Genomic DNA, 16,648 nt, shown 5'->3' with positions numbered 1-16,648 from the left:
ATTTTAATGAATCTTGAACTGCTCACCAAATTAGGGCCATGCAGATGGAAAATTAAAAAAATAAGCCCTATGAATACTGATGCTGTAATTTTTGCCGATGAAAAAATACTTCACGATCTCGATGACAAAACCGTTTCACAAATGCGGGATGTTGCATCGCTGCCCGGGGTTGTCGGACCGGTCTGCATTATGCCGGACGCACATTCCGGTTATGGCTTTCCTATTGGCGGAGTCGGTGCTTTTGATCCTGAAAAAGGTGTTATTTCAGCCGGAGGAGTAGGTTTCGATATTTCATGCGGAGTAAGAACGCTGACCACAGGACTTAAGAAACATCACCTGAAAGAAGTCTCAGAAAAAATCGCAGATTCTCTTTTTAAAAATATACCTTCAGGAACAGGAGTCGGCGGAAAATTCAAACTTACAAATGATCAAATGGACGAAATGCTTTCAGGCGGAGCTTCCTGGGCAGTCGGACAAAAAATGGGATTTCCTGATGATTTACGCCGCATCGAAAACAATGGAGTTTTCAGACAGGCCGATCCTTCTAAAGTTTCTAAGAAAGCAAAACAAAGAATGACCGATCAGCTCGGAACTCTGGGGTCAGGAAATCATTACCTTGAAGTTCAATATGTTGAAAAAATTTTTGATGAGCCAACAGCAAAAGCATTCGGAATTGCCGAAAATGAAATCCTTGTCAGCATACATTGTGGTTCGCGAGGGTTAGGTCATCAAATAGCAACAGATTACTTACCTCTCATGGTCAAAAGTGCTGTAAAATATGGAATAAAACTACCGAATAAAGACATTGCGTGCACGCCTATAAAATCAAGTCTGGGACAAGATTACCTTAAAGCCATGGGAGCAGGCATAAATTGCGCCCTTGCCAATAGACAGAGGATAACCCATCTGGTGAGAAACTGTTTTGCAGACATATTACCGGAAGCAGATCTCAAACTTCTCTATGATGTAAGCCACAATACCTGCAACCGGGAAGAATTCCTCATTAACGGTTACATGAAAACGCTTTATGTACATCGCAAAGGAGCGACTAGAGCTCTGGAGCCTAACTCACCGAAACTTCCGCATGAATTTAAAAAATATGGCCAGCCAGTAATAATCGGCGGCAGTATGGGAACATCATCATACATACTTGCAGGCACAACAGCTTCTGCTGGGCTTTCCTTCTCCTCATCCTGTCACGGTGCCGGAAGAGTAATGAGCCGAACCAAGGCATTAAAATCTTTTAAAGGACAAAACATTCAAGACAGACTCAATCTTGATGGAATTATTATAAAAAGTGGATCAATACGAGGACTGGCGGAAGAGGCTCCAAAAGCATATAAAGATGTTGAAAGAGTAATAAACGTCGCTGACCAAGCGGGAATTTCAAAAATAATCGCCCGCCTTAAGCCAATTATATGTGTTAAAGGCTGAAAACTTGTAGAAATGAATTTGGTTTTAACCTATCGTCCTAAAATGAAAGCTAACGACGTAATTAATGATATTTGGCTAAAATCCATGGCATCCACCAAAAAAGAGTTCCTCAAAAAACTTTTTTCTGTGTTTCTTCGCGATGAACCGGATAGAGTTCACAAAATTAGAGACGCCCTTCAAACGGGTGAAATGGACAAGCTAAAGTTTCTGGCTCACTCCCTAAAAGGAGCAGCCGCTACTATGGGTGCCGACAGAGTCAAAGAAGCCTGCCTCGATCTTGAACGAAGTGCACTGGCCGGAAATACCGACCAAGCTTACAAAGACATGCTCGTTCTTGAGCATGAAATGAAATCAGTTTATGACTTTATGAGCGAATTTATCAAATAAAAAATTAAAGGATTGGATAATTAATTTCCCTCTACAACTTGACTCCAGTACCTATAGTAACAACCAGCTCTTCAGGTATTTTAAAATAATCAACTGGATTATCTGAAATTGAGCTTAATAAAATAAAAAGTTTCCTTTTAATTTTATGATCTGTGCGTTCGTCATCATACTTTATAAAAACCCTTCCAACATAGTAATTACACTCCTCTTTTCTAATTCCGATTTGATTCCAAGCTTGAAGAACTGACACGGGCACGTTCGGTTTTTCCATAAACCCGTACGAAACAGTCATCCATGAAACGTTATTTTTCAACTTCTTCACAAAAATCCGCTGTCCTGAATCAGCATATGGCTCGTTTAAACTCTTAACCTGCAAAAAAATAAGCTTTTCAGGTACAACTCTGTTCCTTCTAAGATGTTGCAAAAAAGCATGAGGAATATAATCCGAGGCGGCAAGAAACACGGCTTCACCAGGTGTTTTTGCAAGAATATACTTTTCAATTTCAGATTCAAGGTCGGTTATATGCAGCCCTCTTTCCATAACATAATCATAAACTTCCTCCCTACCCCATAACCAGACGTACATTATATAGGCAACAATCGAGGCCAGCAGAATAGGAAACCATCCGCCTCCATCAATTTTAGTGAAGTTAACAATAAAAAAACCTAAATCAAAACACGCAAAAAAACTGATTAAAATTGCTGCCGGAACCACATTCCATTTACGAATATTTCTTAAATAAAACCAGAAAAGGTAAGTTGTAATAACCATAGTTCCGGTAATTGCTATTCCATAAGCGCCTGCAAGTTCTTCTGAATGCTTAAACGATATCACTAAAAAAATACTGAGCGCAGCCATAATCCAATTAACAGATCCAACATAAACCTGCCCCGGATTAAGTTCAGAAGTTTGAAAAACACGAATACGCGGTATGAAACCTAGATGAACAGCCTGAGCTGTGAGTGAAAAAGCACCTGAAATAATAGCCTGTGAAGCAATAATTGCGGCCAATGTGGCAAGACCGACTATCGGTAAAAGTATTGTTTTGGGAAATAAACTGAAAAAGGGATTAACAATAAATTTTGGATTATTTATCAGCAGAGCGCCCTGCCCTAAATAATTTAAGAGCAAGCTCGGCAACGCCACAAAATACCATGCAAGAGTAATAGGTCTTCGCCCGAAATGGCCCATGTCTGCAAAAAGAGCCTCTCCCCCTGTAACACACAGGACAACCGCTCCGAGAACAAGTGTTCCGGCAATCCCGTTTTCAGCGAAAAAACGAACGGCATGCAGCGGGCTGAAAGCTTCTAATACGACAATATTATTCAGCATCGACAGCGCACCGAAAGCACCTATAACAATGAACCAAAGCAGCATAACCGGGCCGAACAAACGTCCTATTTTATCAGTCCCGCTACTTTGAAAAGTAAAAAGAAGAAGCAAGATGGCACAGGAAATATGAGTAATATAACCGTGAGCCAGCGTTGTTGCGATATCAAGCCCTTCAATAGCGGAAAGGACTGAAATAGCAGGCGTAATTACCCCGTCTCCGTACAACAACGCTCCCCCGATAAGCGTAGCTATAAGCATCACGAAAACTGAACGTCCGCTCCTGTTTTGGCTTACAAGCTCATAGAGTGCAAATATTCCGCCTTCACCTTTATTATCCGCAGCCATTACAAACGTGACATACTTGAGACTGATAACAATCAAAAGAGACCAAATAATCAGCGAAAGAACCCCCAGTACATTTCCGTCCGTTAATGCAATTGCATGATGTCCACTGAACCAAGCTTTCAAGGCATAGAGAGGGCTGGTTCCGATGTCACCGAAAACAACCCCAAGAGCCCCAATCGATAAAGCAGCCTGTCTTGAAACATTATTTGTTTTAGTCATATTTATTAAATCTAGTTACGAAAACTAAAAGTTAAAGTTTTAATTTAACTTTAGCAAAAATATAAAAAGTTAATCTGAATTTATTAATAAAAAAAGGCCGCATCGGATAAACCGATACGACCTTATTAACCTTTTAAGACGATTGTGACTAGAAAATATCAGCCATAGAGTAAACTTTTCCAGGCTTTTGATCAGCGAGCCACGCGGCAGCTCTAAGCGCGCCCTGAGCAAAGGTATCGCGGGAATGAGCACGATGTGTAACTTCTATACGTTCACCGGGGCCGAAGAAGTAAGCGGTATGATCACCGACTACATCTCCGCCGCGAACAGCCATCACACCGATTTCATCCTTTGTTCTCGCGCCGACAATACCGTCACGACCATGTTTTTTAACTTCATCATAAACAAGACCACGAGCTTCGGCCATACACTCAGCCAGCTTAAGAGCTGTTCCGCTTGGAGAATCAACTTTTTTATTATGATGAATTTCAGTCATTTCCATATCATAAGCAGGCCCTAACATACGTACAAGTTCAGGCAGAATTTTAAGCAGAACATTAACACCGACACTCATATTCGGGGCAAGGAATACAGGAACTTTTTTCGCGAACTCTTCAACTTTAAGCAAATCATCCGCAGTCATACCTGTAGTTCCGATAACAACCGGGTTTCCAGTAATTGACGCAGTTTCAAGAAGTCTCAATGTTGCTGCCGGAGCTGTAAAATCAATAATAACCGCACCGGGAACTTTAACCAGAACTTCATCAGGAGATGTTCCGCAGACACACCCTAGAGCATCAAGACCCTGCTCACACCCTGAACGTTCCATAACAGCCGACAGGTTCAGCTCATCACTTTCCTGAACAAGACGCACCAAAGTTGCCCCCATGCGCCCTTTTGCTCCAATAATTACTATATCAGTCATTTTGTGCTCCTAAAATTTTACGGTTTTAAAAGGAATCTATTCTCAGCCCTTGCTGACTATATCCATAAATTCACTCTCAGTCATTATCTCTACGCCCTTAGCTCGGGCGGCTTCCATTTTTTTCTCACCAACATTGCTTCCGCAAACCAGAAAATTAGTCTTTCCGGTAACAGATGTCTGCACATTGGCTCCCAATTTACGGGCCATAGCCTGCATATCTTCCCGAGATCCCTGAATCATTTTTCCGGTGAAAACGATTCCTTTACCGGTAATAGGGCTTTCAATACTCTCTGTTTCGACTTCAAGCGGAGTACGGCGCAAGTTAAAATTAAATTCAAGCATATGCAGAATAGTTTCTTTAATAGCCTTAATTCCGGCTGTAACAGAATAACTGGTAATCGCTCCGAAACCATGAATATCTGCCAGTTGCGCCTGTTTTACCGTAACAATATCTTCAAGCTTAAAATTTCCAAGCAACTTACGGCTGTCAGCCTTACCTAAATCAGGTATACCGAATGCGGCCAAAAATCTCCAATCATCTGTTTCTTTAGTTCGACTTATATAAATTGCTTCTGCCAGATTGGAAGACTGAACAGGGCCGAAACCAAGTTTACTAAAGTCTTCTTCTCCCATTGTATAAACAGACTCAAGAGAGCTACGACCTGCTTTTACAAGTCTTGAAATAGTCTTTTTTCCGAACCAGTCAGCATTTCCCAAAGTTTTGAACCAATATTCAAGACGTTGTTCCGCTCTGGCCGGACAATTAAAATCAGGACATTTCAAAAAATCATTCTGCCAATAAAGTTCCGCCTCACAAGAAGGACAAAGAGTAGGAAGCTCTACCGAATCTGCCGGTTTTATGACTTCTTCAAGCTTAGGAATAACTTCACCGCTACGAATAATTCTGATAATTGCGCCTTTGCCTATGGAATGATCCCGCAACATTCCGGCATTATGAGCCGTAACATTACTGATTGTGGCGCCGGAAACAGAAACAGGTTCCACTTCCATAACAGGAGTAACTGCGCCCATACGACCAACCTGCCAGCGAATCTCATTAACAGTGGTTACAGCAGATTCGCCTTTCTTCTTAATGGCAATCTGCCACCTGTAATGATGGGCTGTCGCCCCCAGAGCATCCTGCAATTTTTTATCTGTAACTTCGGCAACCATTCCATCAAGCGGATAATCAGCCTGTTCCCAAAGCTCATCTGTAATCTTCCAGACATCCCTTACAAGCTCTTCACCGTTCACGACTTTTTTAGGCAAAGTACTGTAAGGAACAAACCGGATAGCCTCGTCTTGCAGAGCCTGTTTTGATGCTTCATTTACGTTATCTGAGGTAACAATACCCACAACCATATTGCGTGGGTGCTCGAATACATCTGAAAGATGCTCGTCAAAATAATCCTGACTGCACACAATTTCGCCGACACCCTGACCGCGTCCACCAACAGCAATTACGCCCTTGGCAAAAGCGCTCGAAATTTCATATCCGACTTCACCGTTACCGCGGGTAGCAAAAATATTCCCGTCATCACGGGCAGCTAAACCATCAAGCTTGGGAGTAATTCTGTATTCAACAGTTTGAATGCCAAGCGATTTAGCTTCCTTTTTAACTCGCTGAACAAACCTTTCAAGCTCTTCGACAGTGTAAGCCTTTTCAGTTGAAAGCATCGGTTTAGGATGCCTTATCTCGATCTTATTACTGAAACTTTCAGGTTCTACTTTCGTTAAATAAGAATGCTCAGGTGCAAGATCGCGGAGTTCCTCAGTCAGTTCATCATATCTGGCATCACTAATGGTCGGCATGCCGCGGCGATAATCTTCGTTATGTTTTTCGAGCCTTTTTACAAGCTCAGCAATTTTTTTTTCGTCTGTTTTTTTCACGATATACTAATATTTGATAATTATGTTTGATAAGAATTTGAATGGATTTCAGCGGTTTAACGGAATGACCTGATTCAATCAACTATAAAATTTTCTGAATTGCTGAAAGATCGGTAAGTTTACCAACAGTCAACAGGGTATCCCCGGCTCCGATAACTTCTTTTGGTCCCGGATTAAAAACCATCTCTCCGGTATGTTTTCTGATAGCAATAATAATTAAATTGAAACGAGGACGAATTTTAGATTCAATAAGATCCTGACCCACAAATTCAGAAGTATCAGTAACAAAAAGCTCTTCCATTTGCAGATCAATCTTTCCGCGCATTGCAATATCAAGAAAGTTGGTAACTGTAGGACGCAACACGGATTGAGCCATGCGTATCCCGCCAATCGTATGAGGAAGCACAACTCTGTCTGCTCCCGCAAATTCAAGGCGGGAGATACTGGTTTTATTATTACCGCGAGCGATAATATTAACTTTAGAACTAAACTGACGGGCAATCAAAGTAACATAAACGTTGGCTGCTTCATCTGATAACGCTGCTATAAGAGATTTTGCCCTGTCTAAACCAGCCAGTTTCAAAGTATCGTCTTTAGTAGCATCTCCCTCAAGACAAGTTATCCCCGCAGCTTCCATGTGAGCTACCAATTCGGGATTATTCTCGATGACAACTATATCATACCCTTCATTCATTACTTCTTCGACTACAATAGCCCCGATTCTGCCGTATCCGCAGACAATGATATGATCTTTAAATTTTCCGATTGTCTTCTTCATTCTGCGTCTCCCGAGAATAACTTGCAAACGTCCTTCGACTAATAATTGCGAAAAAGCACCGATCAAATATGCAAAACCACCGACACCGCCAAGAATCAACAAGGCTGTCATAATCCGACCGTTTTCAGAAAGAGGTAAAACCTCCATGAAACCAACGGTGGAAAGAGTGATTACGACCATGTAAAAACTATTTAAAAAATTCCATCCTTCAAGCCACATGTATCCAATAATACCACCGATAAAAACCAGAGTCATATAAATGAAACCAGCAGCAAGCCCCCAGAACATACCGAATTCTCTTCTGAGATTGAGCATTCTCACATATATGGATTTGGATTTCATTCCTAGCTGTCCATAACTTTACGGGGGTTAACCCAGAGTAATAAGTTTATCACGTAAAAGCTGAATACGATCTCTTAACTCAGCGGCTTTTTCAAATTCAAGTTCACTTGCATATTTACGCATTTCTTTTTCAAGCTTGCGAATCATTTTCTCAATTTTAACGGAATCAAATCCATATTCAGCAAGTTCTTCAGCTGCAATCTTAGCTTTTTCACCTGAAGTTTTAGCAGAATACAGAGTTCCGAGCATATTATCCAGTGATTTACGTATGGTTTGCGGAGTAATTCCATGCTCATTGTTGTAAGCAATCTGCTTCAAACGTCTGCGTGAAGTTTCATCCATGGCAGTCCGCATAGAATTGGTGATTCTATCTGCATAGAGAATTACTAACCCTTCCGAATTACGAGCAGCCCTGCCGAAGGTCTGAATCAATGAACGATTTGATCTTAAAAAACCTTCCTTATCAGCGTCCAGTATTGCTACCAAGGAAACTTCAGGGATATCGAGCCCTTCTCTTAACAGATTGATACCAACTAGAGCGGTAAACTCTCCAGCCCGCAATGACTGAATTATAGCCATGCGCTCCATTGTATCAATATCGGAATGGAGGTACTTTGCTTCAACGCCCATTTGATTAAAATAGTCTGTCAGATCTTCCGACATTCTCTTTGTCAGAGTAGTAATCAGCACCCGTTCATTTCGACTTTCCCGAAGTTTGCATTCTGCCATCAAATCATCCATCTGCCCCTTGGAAGGGCGAACTTCTACAATAGGGTCTAGAAGTCCCGTCGGACGGATAATCTGCTCAACGACAAGCCCCTGCGCACGATCGATTTCCCAAGGCCCCGGCGTTGCCGACACATAAACAGTCTGACCTACTTTCTCTAAAAATTCATCAAAACAAAGCGGACGGTTATCAAGAGCCGATGGAAGTCTGAACCCAAAGTTCACGAGAGTTGTTTTTCTGGACCGGTCCCCGTTATACATGGCTCCAACCTGAGAAACAGCAATATGAGACTCGTCCATAAAAAGGAGGAAATCGTCAGGAAAATAATGAAGCAATGTAGCCGGAGGGTCACCTTCTTTACGCCCGTCAAGATGACGCGAGTAGTTTTCAATTCCGCTGCAAAACCCCATCTCTTCAATCATTTCGAGATCATACATAGTTCGCTGCTCAATGCGCTGAGCCTCGACAAGCTTGTTCTCACGTTTAAAATTATTAAGCGTATCGAAAAGTTCAACCCGGATATCTTCAACAGCTCTCTCAAGATTATCTTTATCAGAAACAAAGTGACTTGCCGGATAAATAATGGTTTTGCGCCTGCGGCCCGTAACTTCACCAGTAAGCGGATCAGTTTCCTGAATTGACTCTATTTCATCGCCAAAAAATTCAATTCTTAAAGCTTGTTCCCGACTGTAAGCAGGAATAATTTCAATAACATCGCCGCGTACCCTGAATGTTCCGCGATGAAAATCATAATCGTTACGAGTGTATTGAACTTCAATCAGACGGTCCATGAGCTTTTCCATGGAAAATTCCTGCCCTTCTTCAATCGGAATTATCATGCGTGAATAAAATTCAGGAGAACCGAGGCCGTAAATGCATGACACAGAAGCAACTATAATCACATCGCGCCGTGTCAGCAGTGCGTGCGTAGCAGAATGTCTGAGTTTATCAATGTCATCATTAATTGATGAATCTTTTTCAATAAAAGTGTCAGAATGAGGAAGATATGCTTCAGGCTGATAGTAATCGTAATAACTGACAAAATATTCTACAGCATTATGAGGAAACAATGCTTTAAACTCATTAAAAAGCTGAGCCGCCAATGTCTTGTTGGGAGCCATTACAAGAGTCGGACGATTTAATTCGCTGATAACATTTGCCATTGCAAATGTTTTACCCGTACCTGTGGCACCAAGCAGAACCTGATCTTTAACACCATGATTAAGGTTCTCCAGAAGCTGTTTAACTGCTTCCGGCTGATCACCTTTCAGTGTAAAGTCGCTGACAAGCTGAAATTTTTCTGACATCCTGATATTTTTCTCGACTTGTGTAGTTAAACTAAAAAAGTTATGATATTTAAATTCTTAAATAAACTAAAAGCATTAAAACACTCATTTCACGAGGTAGCAATGATTCCTATAATTCAAATACAGAATGGTGATATTCCGATTGCACGAGGCTATGCTGTCTCAATGATCGTCCGCAGTTTTAAAGGACGTCGTGATGTTGAAGTTCACCTGTTCAGACCGGAATGGTCGGCAAACGAAGAAAACGAAATTTCATGGGATAACATTTTCGGACCTCCGGCAATGCTTGATGCTGTGCCGAATGCAGAAAAAGACCGTAAAATAGTTATGGAGTCCTTTACGCTGGATGAACGCAATCAGGTTATTGACTATCTTAAAGAGCATTACTCTTCAAGACTAGATTCAATCAACTCCAACCCGATGGAGTTTCCAATCCCTTCCGGCCTTCCGGCTCTTTGCTCTATGGATGAAGGAAAAGACTTCGGTTTAATTAAATTTGAAAAGGTACCTCATTTCAACCTACCTTTTACACTCAGAGGATTTTATAATCTTAGTGCTCATCGCCCGCTTGTTGAAACGCGCGAAGAAGATTAATTTATTCAACGACAAATTATAAAAAATGGAGGTTTTCGAAAATCGAAAACCTCCATTTTTTTGATAAAATAAAACACCTTAGCTGCAAAGATTTTCCGTGATTATTTCATACTCGCCCGGTAAAAAATCCCAGTTACCCCTCAGCGCTGAATATTCGAGAGAATCTTCAAGCATTACAAGGAATTCATCTCGGGGTATTTCTTCCGCGCCCAAAGACTTAAGATGGTCGGTAGGCTGCTGGCAATCCACAAAATGAAACTCTCGATTTTCCAAATAACGAACCAGATAAGAAAACCCTATCTTAGACGCATCCGGCTCAAGAAAAAACATAGACTCACCTGAAAAAACTCTGCCAAGCGAAACACCATAAAGCCCGCCTACAAGTTTTCCTTCCTTATTCCAAACTTCAACACTGTGGGCAAATCCAAGTTTATGCAATTCAACATAAGCATCGATCATTTCCTGTAAAATCCAGGTGCCTTCCTGACCCGGACGAGTTTTAGAAGCACAATTAGAAATAACTCCTAAAAAATCCGTATCAAGAGTAATACGATATTCTTTCTTTTTTATTTTACGTTTCATTCGTTTTGAAACATGTAATTTATCAAAATTCAAGATCAGACGAGGATCAAGCGACCACCATAAAAGCGGGGAGTTTTCATCATACCATGGAAAGATTCCTGAAGCATAAGCCGAAAGAAGCCGCTCGGAACTTAAATCTCCTCCCACCGCAAGCAGTCCATCAGGTTCGGCCTCATCTGGGTGAGGAAATATAGGTTCCTCAATGAGCCTGTACACAACCATAAAAATCCCCTGAAATTATAAAATTATAAAACTATAAATTAACTTTTATTTATTATAATCTATTATCTAATTATTTCAACCTGCAAATAAAAAAGGGCGAACGTAAAACGTCCGCCCTTTAAATATTTATACTGTCCCGTCCTAATAAATTTTAAATTCATCAAAAGGCTAAATCTAATTATTAATCACTACTAGCTGTTACAAAATTAAAGGATAATTTTTCACCTTTTTCTTTGTCTTTTTTAGTAGAAATAATAACACGCCCGCCCTTAACAAGCTTACCGAAAAGAATTTCGTCAGCAATTTCATCTTTAATGGAGGTTTGAATCAACCTAGCCATCGGACGCGCTCCGTATGCGGGATCATGCCCCTTTTCTGCAAGCCAGCGTTTGGATTTGTCATCAATTTCAACAACTATTCTCTGATCTGAAAGCTGCTGGTTAAGTTCTTTGATAAACTTATCCACAATCATTTCCATCACATCCAGCTTAAGGGAATTGAAGGAAACAATAGCATCAAGCCTGTTGCGGAATTCAGGACTGAAAACCTTCTCTATAGCTTTAATTGAAAGCCCCTTATCCTCTGCACCCTGAACACCTGCTCCGAAACCAATACCGCTTTTAGTCATTTCGCGAGCACCGGCATTGGAAGTCATGAGCAAAACAGTATTTCTGAAATCGGCTTTTCTACCGTTATTATCAGTAAGAGTTGCGTAATCCATAACCTGCAACAGGATATTGAAAACATCAGGATGCGCCTTTTCAATTTCGTCAAAAAGAATAACACAGTGAGGATTTTTGCGAACTCCCTCAGTAAGTAAACCACCCTGATCAAATCCCACATATCCGGGAGGGGCACCAATGAGTCTGGCAACAGCGTGCTTTTCCATATATTCACTCATATCAAAACGCATGAAGTGAATACCCATCGTTGTGGCAAGCTGTCTGGCAAGTTCTGTTTTACCAACCCCTGTAGGACCGGTAAGCAAAAATGAACCAGTAGGCCGGCCAACTTGCTTCATGCCCGCTCTTGAACGAAGAATTGCCTTAGAAATAAGGTCAACAGCTTCATCCTGCCCGAAAACAACGGACTTAAGATTTACATCAAGCTCCTGCAACCGGGTACGGTCAGACATGGTGATACGCCGTGTAGGAATCCGCGCAATCTTTGAAATAACCTTCTCAACATCGGAAACAAGTATCCTGTCACCTTTGCGCTTACGCTGACTAAGACCATAAAAAGCTCCGGCCTCATCAATTACGTCGATAGCCTTATCGGGCAGAAAGCGTTCATTGATATGCCTCGCTGCAAGCTCAGCAGCAGCTTTAATCGCCGATGGCGAATAGACAACTTTATGATGTTCTTCATAATAAGGTTTAAGGCCTTTAAGAATTTCAATAGTCTCTTCTACCGAAGGTTCAGTAATATCTATTTTCTGAAATCTACGAGATAAAGCCCGGTCCTTCTCAAAATGATTCTTATATTCTTCATAAGTTGTCGCCCCTATGCAGCGGACTTCACCGGAAGCCAGAAAAGGCTTAAGAATATTGGACGCATCCATTGATCCACCGCTGACAGCTCCAGCTCCGACGATAGTATGAATCTCGTCCACAAATAAAATCGCGCCCGGAATATGCTTAATCTGACCAAGCACACCTTTCAGGCGGGATTCAAAATCGCCTCTGTACTTTGTTCCCGCAAGAAGAGCGCCCATATCAAGAGCAAAAACTTCTGCATTTTCAAAGGACTTTGGAACCTTTCCTTTAGCAATGGCAAGAGCAAGCCCTTCAGCCATGGCGGTTTTACCTACACCGGGATCACCTACAAAAATAGGATTATTCTTACGTCTGCGGGAAAGCACCTGCAAAGTTCTTTCAACTTCAGAATCGCGACCGATAAGAGGATCGATTTTACCGTCACGGGCTTTCATCGTCAGATTGCTTGTAAATTCTTCGAGCGGAGACTTTTTATCATCATTCCCCGCACCGGGCTTACCTTGAGGTCTTCCCGTCTTCTGACCGGGATCATTATGCCCGTGATTGTGCCCAGCTCCGGGATTAGGACTGATGTTAAGACCTTCCGTCCAATCATTTTCATTGCTAAGGGCATGTGAAATATATTCAAGAACATCTAAGCGACTGATATCATGAGTTTTCATGAAATAAACCGCGTATGAGTCCTCTTCCTCGAACATGGCTGCAAGCACATCTCCGACTTCAACAACATCTTTACCGGCTGCTTTCTTCTGCCAAATGGCCTTCTGAAGAACCCGCCTTACACCGAGAGTCTGAATGACTTCTGTTTCCACTCCACTGGGAAGCGGCTCAAGGTTTTCATCGAAAAATCTTTCGAGTTGACTCCTGAGCTGTAAAAGCTCAGCACCGCAACCAGAAAGAATATCCGCGCCTATTTCTTCCTGAACAATGGCATAAAGCAAATGTTCAAGAGTAAGAAACTCGTGATTTCTAAGTCTGACTTCGTTAACCGCAGAAGTCAGAGCTTGTTCAAGGGCTTTGCTAAGCATATATTATCAGACCTCTTCTATTGTACATTTAAGAGGAAAGCCGGCTTGCGTTGCAAGCTGCCTGACCATTTCCACGCGTGTTTCAGCGACTTCAGCAGTGTATATTCCACAGATTCCGAACCCTTCATTATGAACTTTAAGCATAATTTCAGTGGACTCTTCCTCAGTTTTTCTAAACACTTGTATGAGCACTGCAATAACAAATTCCATAGAAGTATAATCATCATTGTGCAATAATACCTTATACTTTCTAGGTTCTTTAAGTTCATCTTTAAAGATTACATCTGAATCAAATTCTTCATTATATTTAGACATATTCCACTACATAATTAAAATATTTATTTTTATCTTAGCTTACAATAAGAACTAATTCCTGCCCTGTCGAGCAAGAAATAACAGTAAAATTTAATTCTGACGTTTAAACAAACCATTTTTTAAACTTTATGGTTGTAAAAGTTTCAATTCTTCAGGACTGAATACAAAGTTTTCGTCGGGTTCAAGTTCTGCCTTCGCACGATAAATTCTATTTAATTCGTGGTATGTTTTTTTGCTTGCATCCGAATCTTTAAGCCCAAGCTTCACTGCGCATGAAAGAATAGATTCTTCCGCACCTTCAATTTCAATAAACGATCCGAAAGGCAAAAGATCAAGACAAATTAAACAATCCGAAAACTTCCATTCTTCTCTGAATTTTTCATATTTAAATACAGGTAGATACCCTAAAACTTCAAGAGCAGAAACAGTTTCATCAAAATCTGAAACTTCTGTTTCATGTTCAATATAAACCTTAGCTTTTCCCGGAACAAAGTTAGCAGGAACCCGCTTGACGGTCATAGTTATTTTATCAGCCTGCCTGACTCGTAACAACGCAGACCTTTTAAATAAAGTTCTCGCCGGATCATCTAAAACAACATTACGCTCATAATGACGTGAAAGAAACTCTCCACCTAGATTTTTAAGTAATTTTCTAAGTTGGTCATGATCCGCATTCAAATATTTAAGTTCTATCTCAAAAGCCATTTCTCTTTTCTCTTATAGCTTGAAGTGGTACTGATTTTTTCAGCATTGAATAGTATAATACAGGACGTAAGGTATGCAAAAGTATTTTTTTCTAGCGGCAGGCGGTGCAGCCGGCACACTTTGCCGATATTTTGTTTCCGGTGCTGCTCAACGTTTTTTCAATACGTCTTTTCCGGCAGGAACTTTTACCGTCAACATGCTCGGATGTTTACTATTTGGAATTATTAGCGGAACATTCGAGGATAGGCTAGGACTTTCGCCAGAAATGAGATTGATGATCCTGACCGGTTTTATGGGTGCATTTACGACCTTTTCAACATATATGTTTGAAACAACCGAATTAATCAAAACCGGACAATGGCCACTCGCAGCCCTTAACATAGGGGGACAAAGTGCGCTTGGTTTTTTATGTGTAATAGCCGGACTGGCACTTGGAAGAATGCTCGTTTCCTAAAATTCTGAATAATTCGCTAAATATTTATAAAACGGAGCTTAGAATGAATCTGCCTGAAAAAGCTGTACGACTCAGAATTTTTACCGGAGAAGAAAATCGCATCAACCATCGCCCCACTTTTGAAGTCATTGTTAATGAAGCCAGAAAGCGCGGACTTGCAGGTGCTACGGTTTATCGTGGAGTAATGGGGTATGGTGTTAACAGTCAGGTTCGGACAACTTCTATTCTAAGACTTTCTGAAGATTTGCCCATGATCATAGAAATTGTAGACACAGCTGAAAAGATATTACTTTTCGAAGATTTTTTAAAAGAAACTTTGACCGAAGGATTAGTTACATCGGAAGAGGTAAAAGTTGTTTTTCATAAACACAATGAAGGTAAAAAATAAATAAAACTCACCCAGTAAGTAATACAAAACTGTCAGGATACTTTTAAGAAGTATCCTGACAGCTAAAAACTTTCGTCAAAATTGATAGAAATTATAAATCTTATTAGCTACGACACTTAGCCACAACCTCAGTTGCGATCCTTTTCAGTGATAAAACATTATCAACTCCGCCATGCTTGATGGCTTCGTGAGGCATACCGAAAACAACGCATGAAGCTTCATCCTGCGCGATGCAATATGTTCCGGCATCGTGCATTTCCTTCATGCCTTTTGCACCGTCATCACCCATCCCGGTCATAATAACACCGATTGCATTCTTACCCGCATTATGAGCTCCAGACCGGAAAAGGACATCTACAGAAGGTCTATGTCTGCTGACAAGCGGACCATCCTTTACTTCAACATAATAGCGGGCGCCCGACCTTTTGAGCAGCATATGCTTGTTACCGGGAGCAATAAGAGCCTGTCCTCTAAGTATACTGTCGCCGTCAACGGCTTCCTTCACTCTTATTTGACAGATAGTATCAAGTCTTTGGGAAAATGCAGCAGTAAAATGTTCCGGCATATGCTGAACAATAGCAATCCCCGGGCTATCTATAGGCATACCTTGAAGAAAAGTTTGTAACGCTTCTGTTCCGCCGGTTGAAGCTCCGACTAAAACAACTTTTTCAGTTGTCTTCAGACAATTAGTTCTTGTTTTCGGGAGCATTGCATCAGCAGTAAGTTTCGGCTGAATTATCATTGGTTTAGCTGTAAGTTTTTTAGGCTTGGTCAAAGCTGCGGCTTTAACAGCATCACAAACCCTGATGCTGGACTCTTCGAAAAATTGCCTTGTTCCGACCTTAGGCTTGGTTATGACTTCAACAGCACCGAATTCAAGAGCTTTCATATAACTCTCCGATCCTTTTTCAGTAAGAGTTGAACAAATAACAACCGCAATTGGATGCTGAGTCATCAACTTACGCAAAAAAGTCAGCCCATCCATTCGAGGCATCTCAATATCTAAAGTGATGACATCCGGAATAACTGTTTCCATTATCTTAGCAGCCGCAAATGGATCAGAAGCACTGCCTATAACCTCAATATCTGCATCTGTATTAAACAAACTAAGCAGAGTACTTCTAACAAGCGCAGAATCATCGACGATCAATACACGAGTTTTCTTTCTCATTCTTCC

At 41.1% G+C, this 16,648-nt stretch carries 15 protein-coding genes; 5 read left to right on the top strand and 10 right to left on the bottom strand.

Annotation, left to right across the window (positions count from 1 at the left end; genetic code table 11):
• The first annotated feature begins 6 nt into the window (after positions 1-6).
• Positions 7-1,434, top strand: a complete 1,428-nt coding sequence (locus tag JEY82_RS03175; protein ID WP_304082472.1) for an RtcB family protein — start codon at positions 7-9, stop codon at positions 1,432-1,434.
• A gap of 12 nt (positions 1,435-1,446) precedes the next feature.
• Positions 1,447-1,821, top strand: a complete 375-nt coding sequence (locus tag JEY82_RS03170) for an Hpt domain-containing protein (RefSeq protein ID WP_304082470.1) — start codon at positions 1,447-1,449, stop codon at positions 1,819-1,821.
• A 31-nt stretch (positions 1,822-1,852) separates the two neighbouring features.
• Here JEY82_RS03170 and JEY82_RS03165 read toward each other — a convergent pair whose 3' ends face one another.
• The 5 genes from JEY82_RS03165 to uvrB all read right to left on the bottom strand — a co-directional run bounded on the left by JEY82_RS03165 (position 1,853) and on the right by uvrB (position 9,687).
• Entirely contained in the window at positions 1,853-3,718 is a 1,866-nt protein-coding gene (locus JEY82_RS03165; protein WP_304082468.1) for a potassium transporter Kup, read from the bottom strand.
• A gap of 148 nt (positions 3,719-3,866) precedes the next feature.
• Positions 3,867-4,643, bottom strand: coding sequence for a 4-hydroxy-tetrahydrodipicolinate reductase (gene dapB / locus JEY82_RS03160; protein WP_304082467.1), 777 nt, complete (start codon positions 4,641-4,643; stop codon positions 3,867-3,869).
• Positions 4,644-4,685: 42 nt separating this feature from the next.
• Positions 4,686-6,533, bottom strand: coding sequence for a BRCT domain-containing protein (locus tag JEY82_RS03155; RefSeq protein ID WP_304082465.1), 1,848 nt, complete (start codon positions 6,531-6,533; stop codon positions 4,686-4,688).
• 82 nt (positions 6,534-6,615) lie between these two features.
• On the bottom strand, positions 6,616-7,653 hold the full coding sequence (locus tag JEY82_RS03150) for a TrkA family potassium uptake protein (RefSeq protein ID WP_304082463.1): 1,038 nt from the start codon (positions 7,651-7,653) through the stop codon (positions 6,616-6,618).
• A 27-nt stretch (positions 7,654-7,680) separates the two neighbouring features.
• Positions 7,681-9,687 carry an excinuclease ABC subunit UvrB gene (uvrB, locus tag JEY82_RS03145; RefSeq protein ID WP_304082461.1) on the bottom strand — a complete coding sequence of 669 codons (2,007 nt, stop codon included), beginning with the start codon at positions 9,685-9,687 and terminating at the stop codon, positions 7,681-7,683.
• Positions 9,688-9,789: 102 nt separating this feature from the next.
• Here uvrB and JEY82_RS03140 point away from each other — a divergent pair, with 102 nt between their 5' ends.
• Positions 9,790-10,281, top strand: a complete 492-nt coding sequence (locus JEY82_RS03140) for a hypothetical protein (RefSeq protein ID WP_304082459.1) — start codon at positions 9,790-9,792, stop codon at positions 10,279-10,281.
• Between the two features lie 78 nt (positions 10,282-10,359).
• Here the strand turns inward: JEY82_RS03140 and aat are convergent, their stop codons facing one another.
• From aat to JEY82_RS03120, 4 genes are all read right to left on the bottom strand, one after another.
• A complete protein-coding gene (gene aat / locus JEY82_RS03135) occupies positions 10,360-11,085 on the bottom strand; it encodes a leucyl/phenylalanyl-tRNA--protein transferase (RefSeq protein WP_304082457.1) in 726 nt (241 codons plus the stop codon).
• Positions 11,086-11,266: 181 nt separating this feature from the next.
• Positions 11,267-13,609, bottom strand: coding sequence for an ATP-dependent Clp protease ATP-binding subunit ClpA (gene clpA / locus JEY82_RS03130; protein WP_304082455.1), 2,343 nt, complete (start codon positions 13,607-13,609; stop codon positions 11,267-11,269).
• Between the two features lie 6 nt (positions 13,610-13,615).
• Positions 13,616-13,924, bottom strand: a complete 309-nt coding sequence (clpS, locus tag JEY82_RS03125; protein ID WP_092163324.1) for an ATP-dependent Clp protease adapter ClpS — start codon at positions 13,922-13,924, stop codon at positions 13,616-13,618.
• Positions 13,925-14,050: 126 nt separating this feature from the next.
• Positions 14,051-14,629 carry a class IV adenylate cyclase gene (locus tag JEY82_RS03120; protein ID WP_304082452.1) on the bottom strand — a complete coding sequence of 193 codons (579 nt, stop codon included), beginning with the start codon at positions 14,627-14,629 and terminating at the stop codon, positions 14,051-14,053.
• A gap of 73 nt (positions 14,630-14,702) precedes the next feature.
• On the opposite strand from JEY82_RS03120, the gene crcB reads away from it, so the two are divergent.
• Positions 14,703-15,083: a fluoride efflux transporter CrcB gene (crcB, locus tag JEY82_RS03115; protein WP_304082449.1), complete on the top strand. Its 381-nt coding sequence runs from the start codon at positions 14,703-14,705 to the stop codon at positions 15,081-15,083.
• Positions 15,084-15,126: 43 nt separating this feature from the next.
• Entirely contained in the window at positions 15,127-15,471 is a 345-nt protein-coding gene (locus tag JEY82_RS03110) for a DUF190 domain-containing protein (RefSeq protein ID WP_304082447.1), read from the top strand.
• A gap of 103 nt (positions 15,472-15,574) precedes the next feature.
• Here JEY82_RS03110 and JEY82_RS03105 read toward each other — a convergent pair whose 3' ends face one another.
• Positions 15,575-16,642 carry a chemotaxis response regulator protein-glutamate methylesterase gene (locus JEY82_RS03105; RefSeq protein WP_304082445.1) on the bottom strand — a complete coding sequence of 356 codons (1,068 nt, stop codon included), beginning with the start codon at positions 16,640-16,642 and terminating at the stop codon, positions 15,575-15,577.
• Between the last annotated feature and the right edge of the window lie 6 nt (positions 16,643-16,648).

This window comes from Maridesulfovibrio ferrireducens, assembly GCF_016342405.1.
GTDB lineage: Bacteria > Desulfobacterota > Desulfovibrionia > Desulfovibrionales > Desulfovibrionaceae > Maridesulfovibrio > Maridesulfovibrio ferrireducens_A.
Note: the sequence above shows the minus strand (reverse complement) of the source record. Positions and strands in the feature narration are given on the sequence as shown.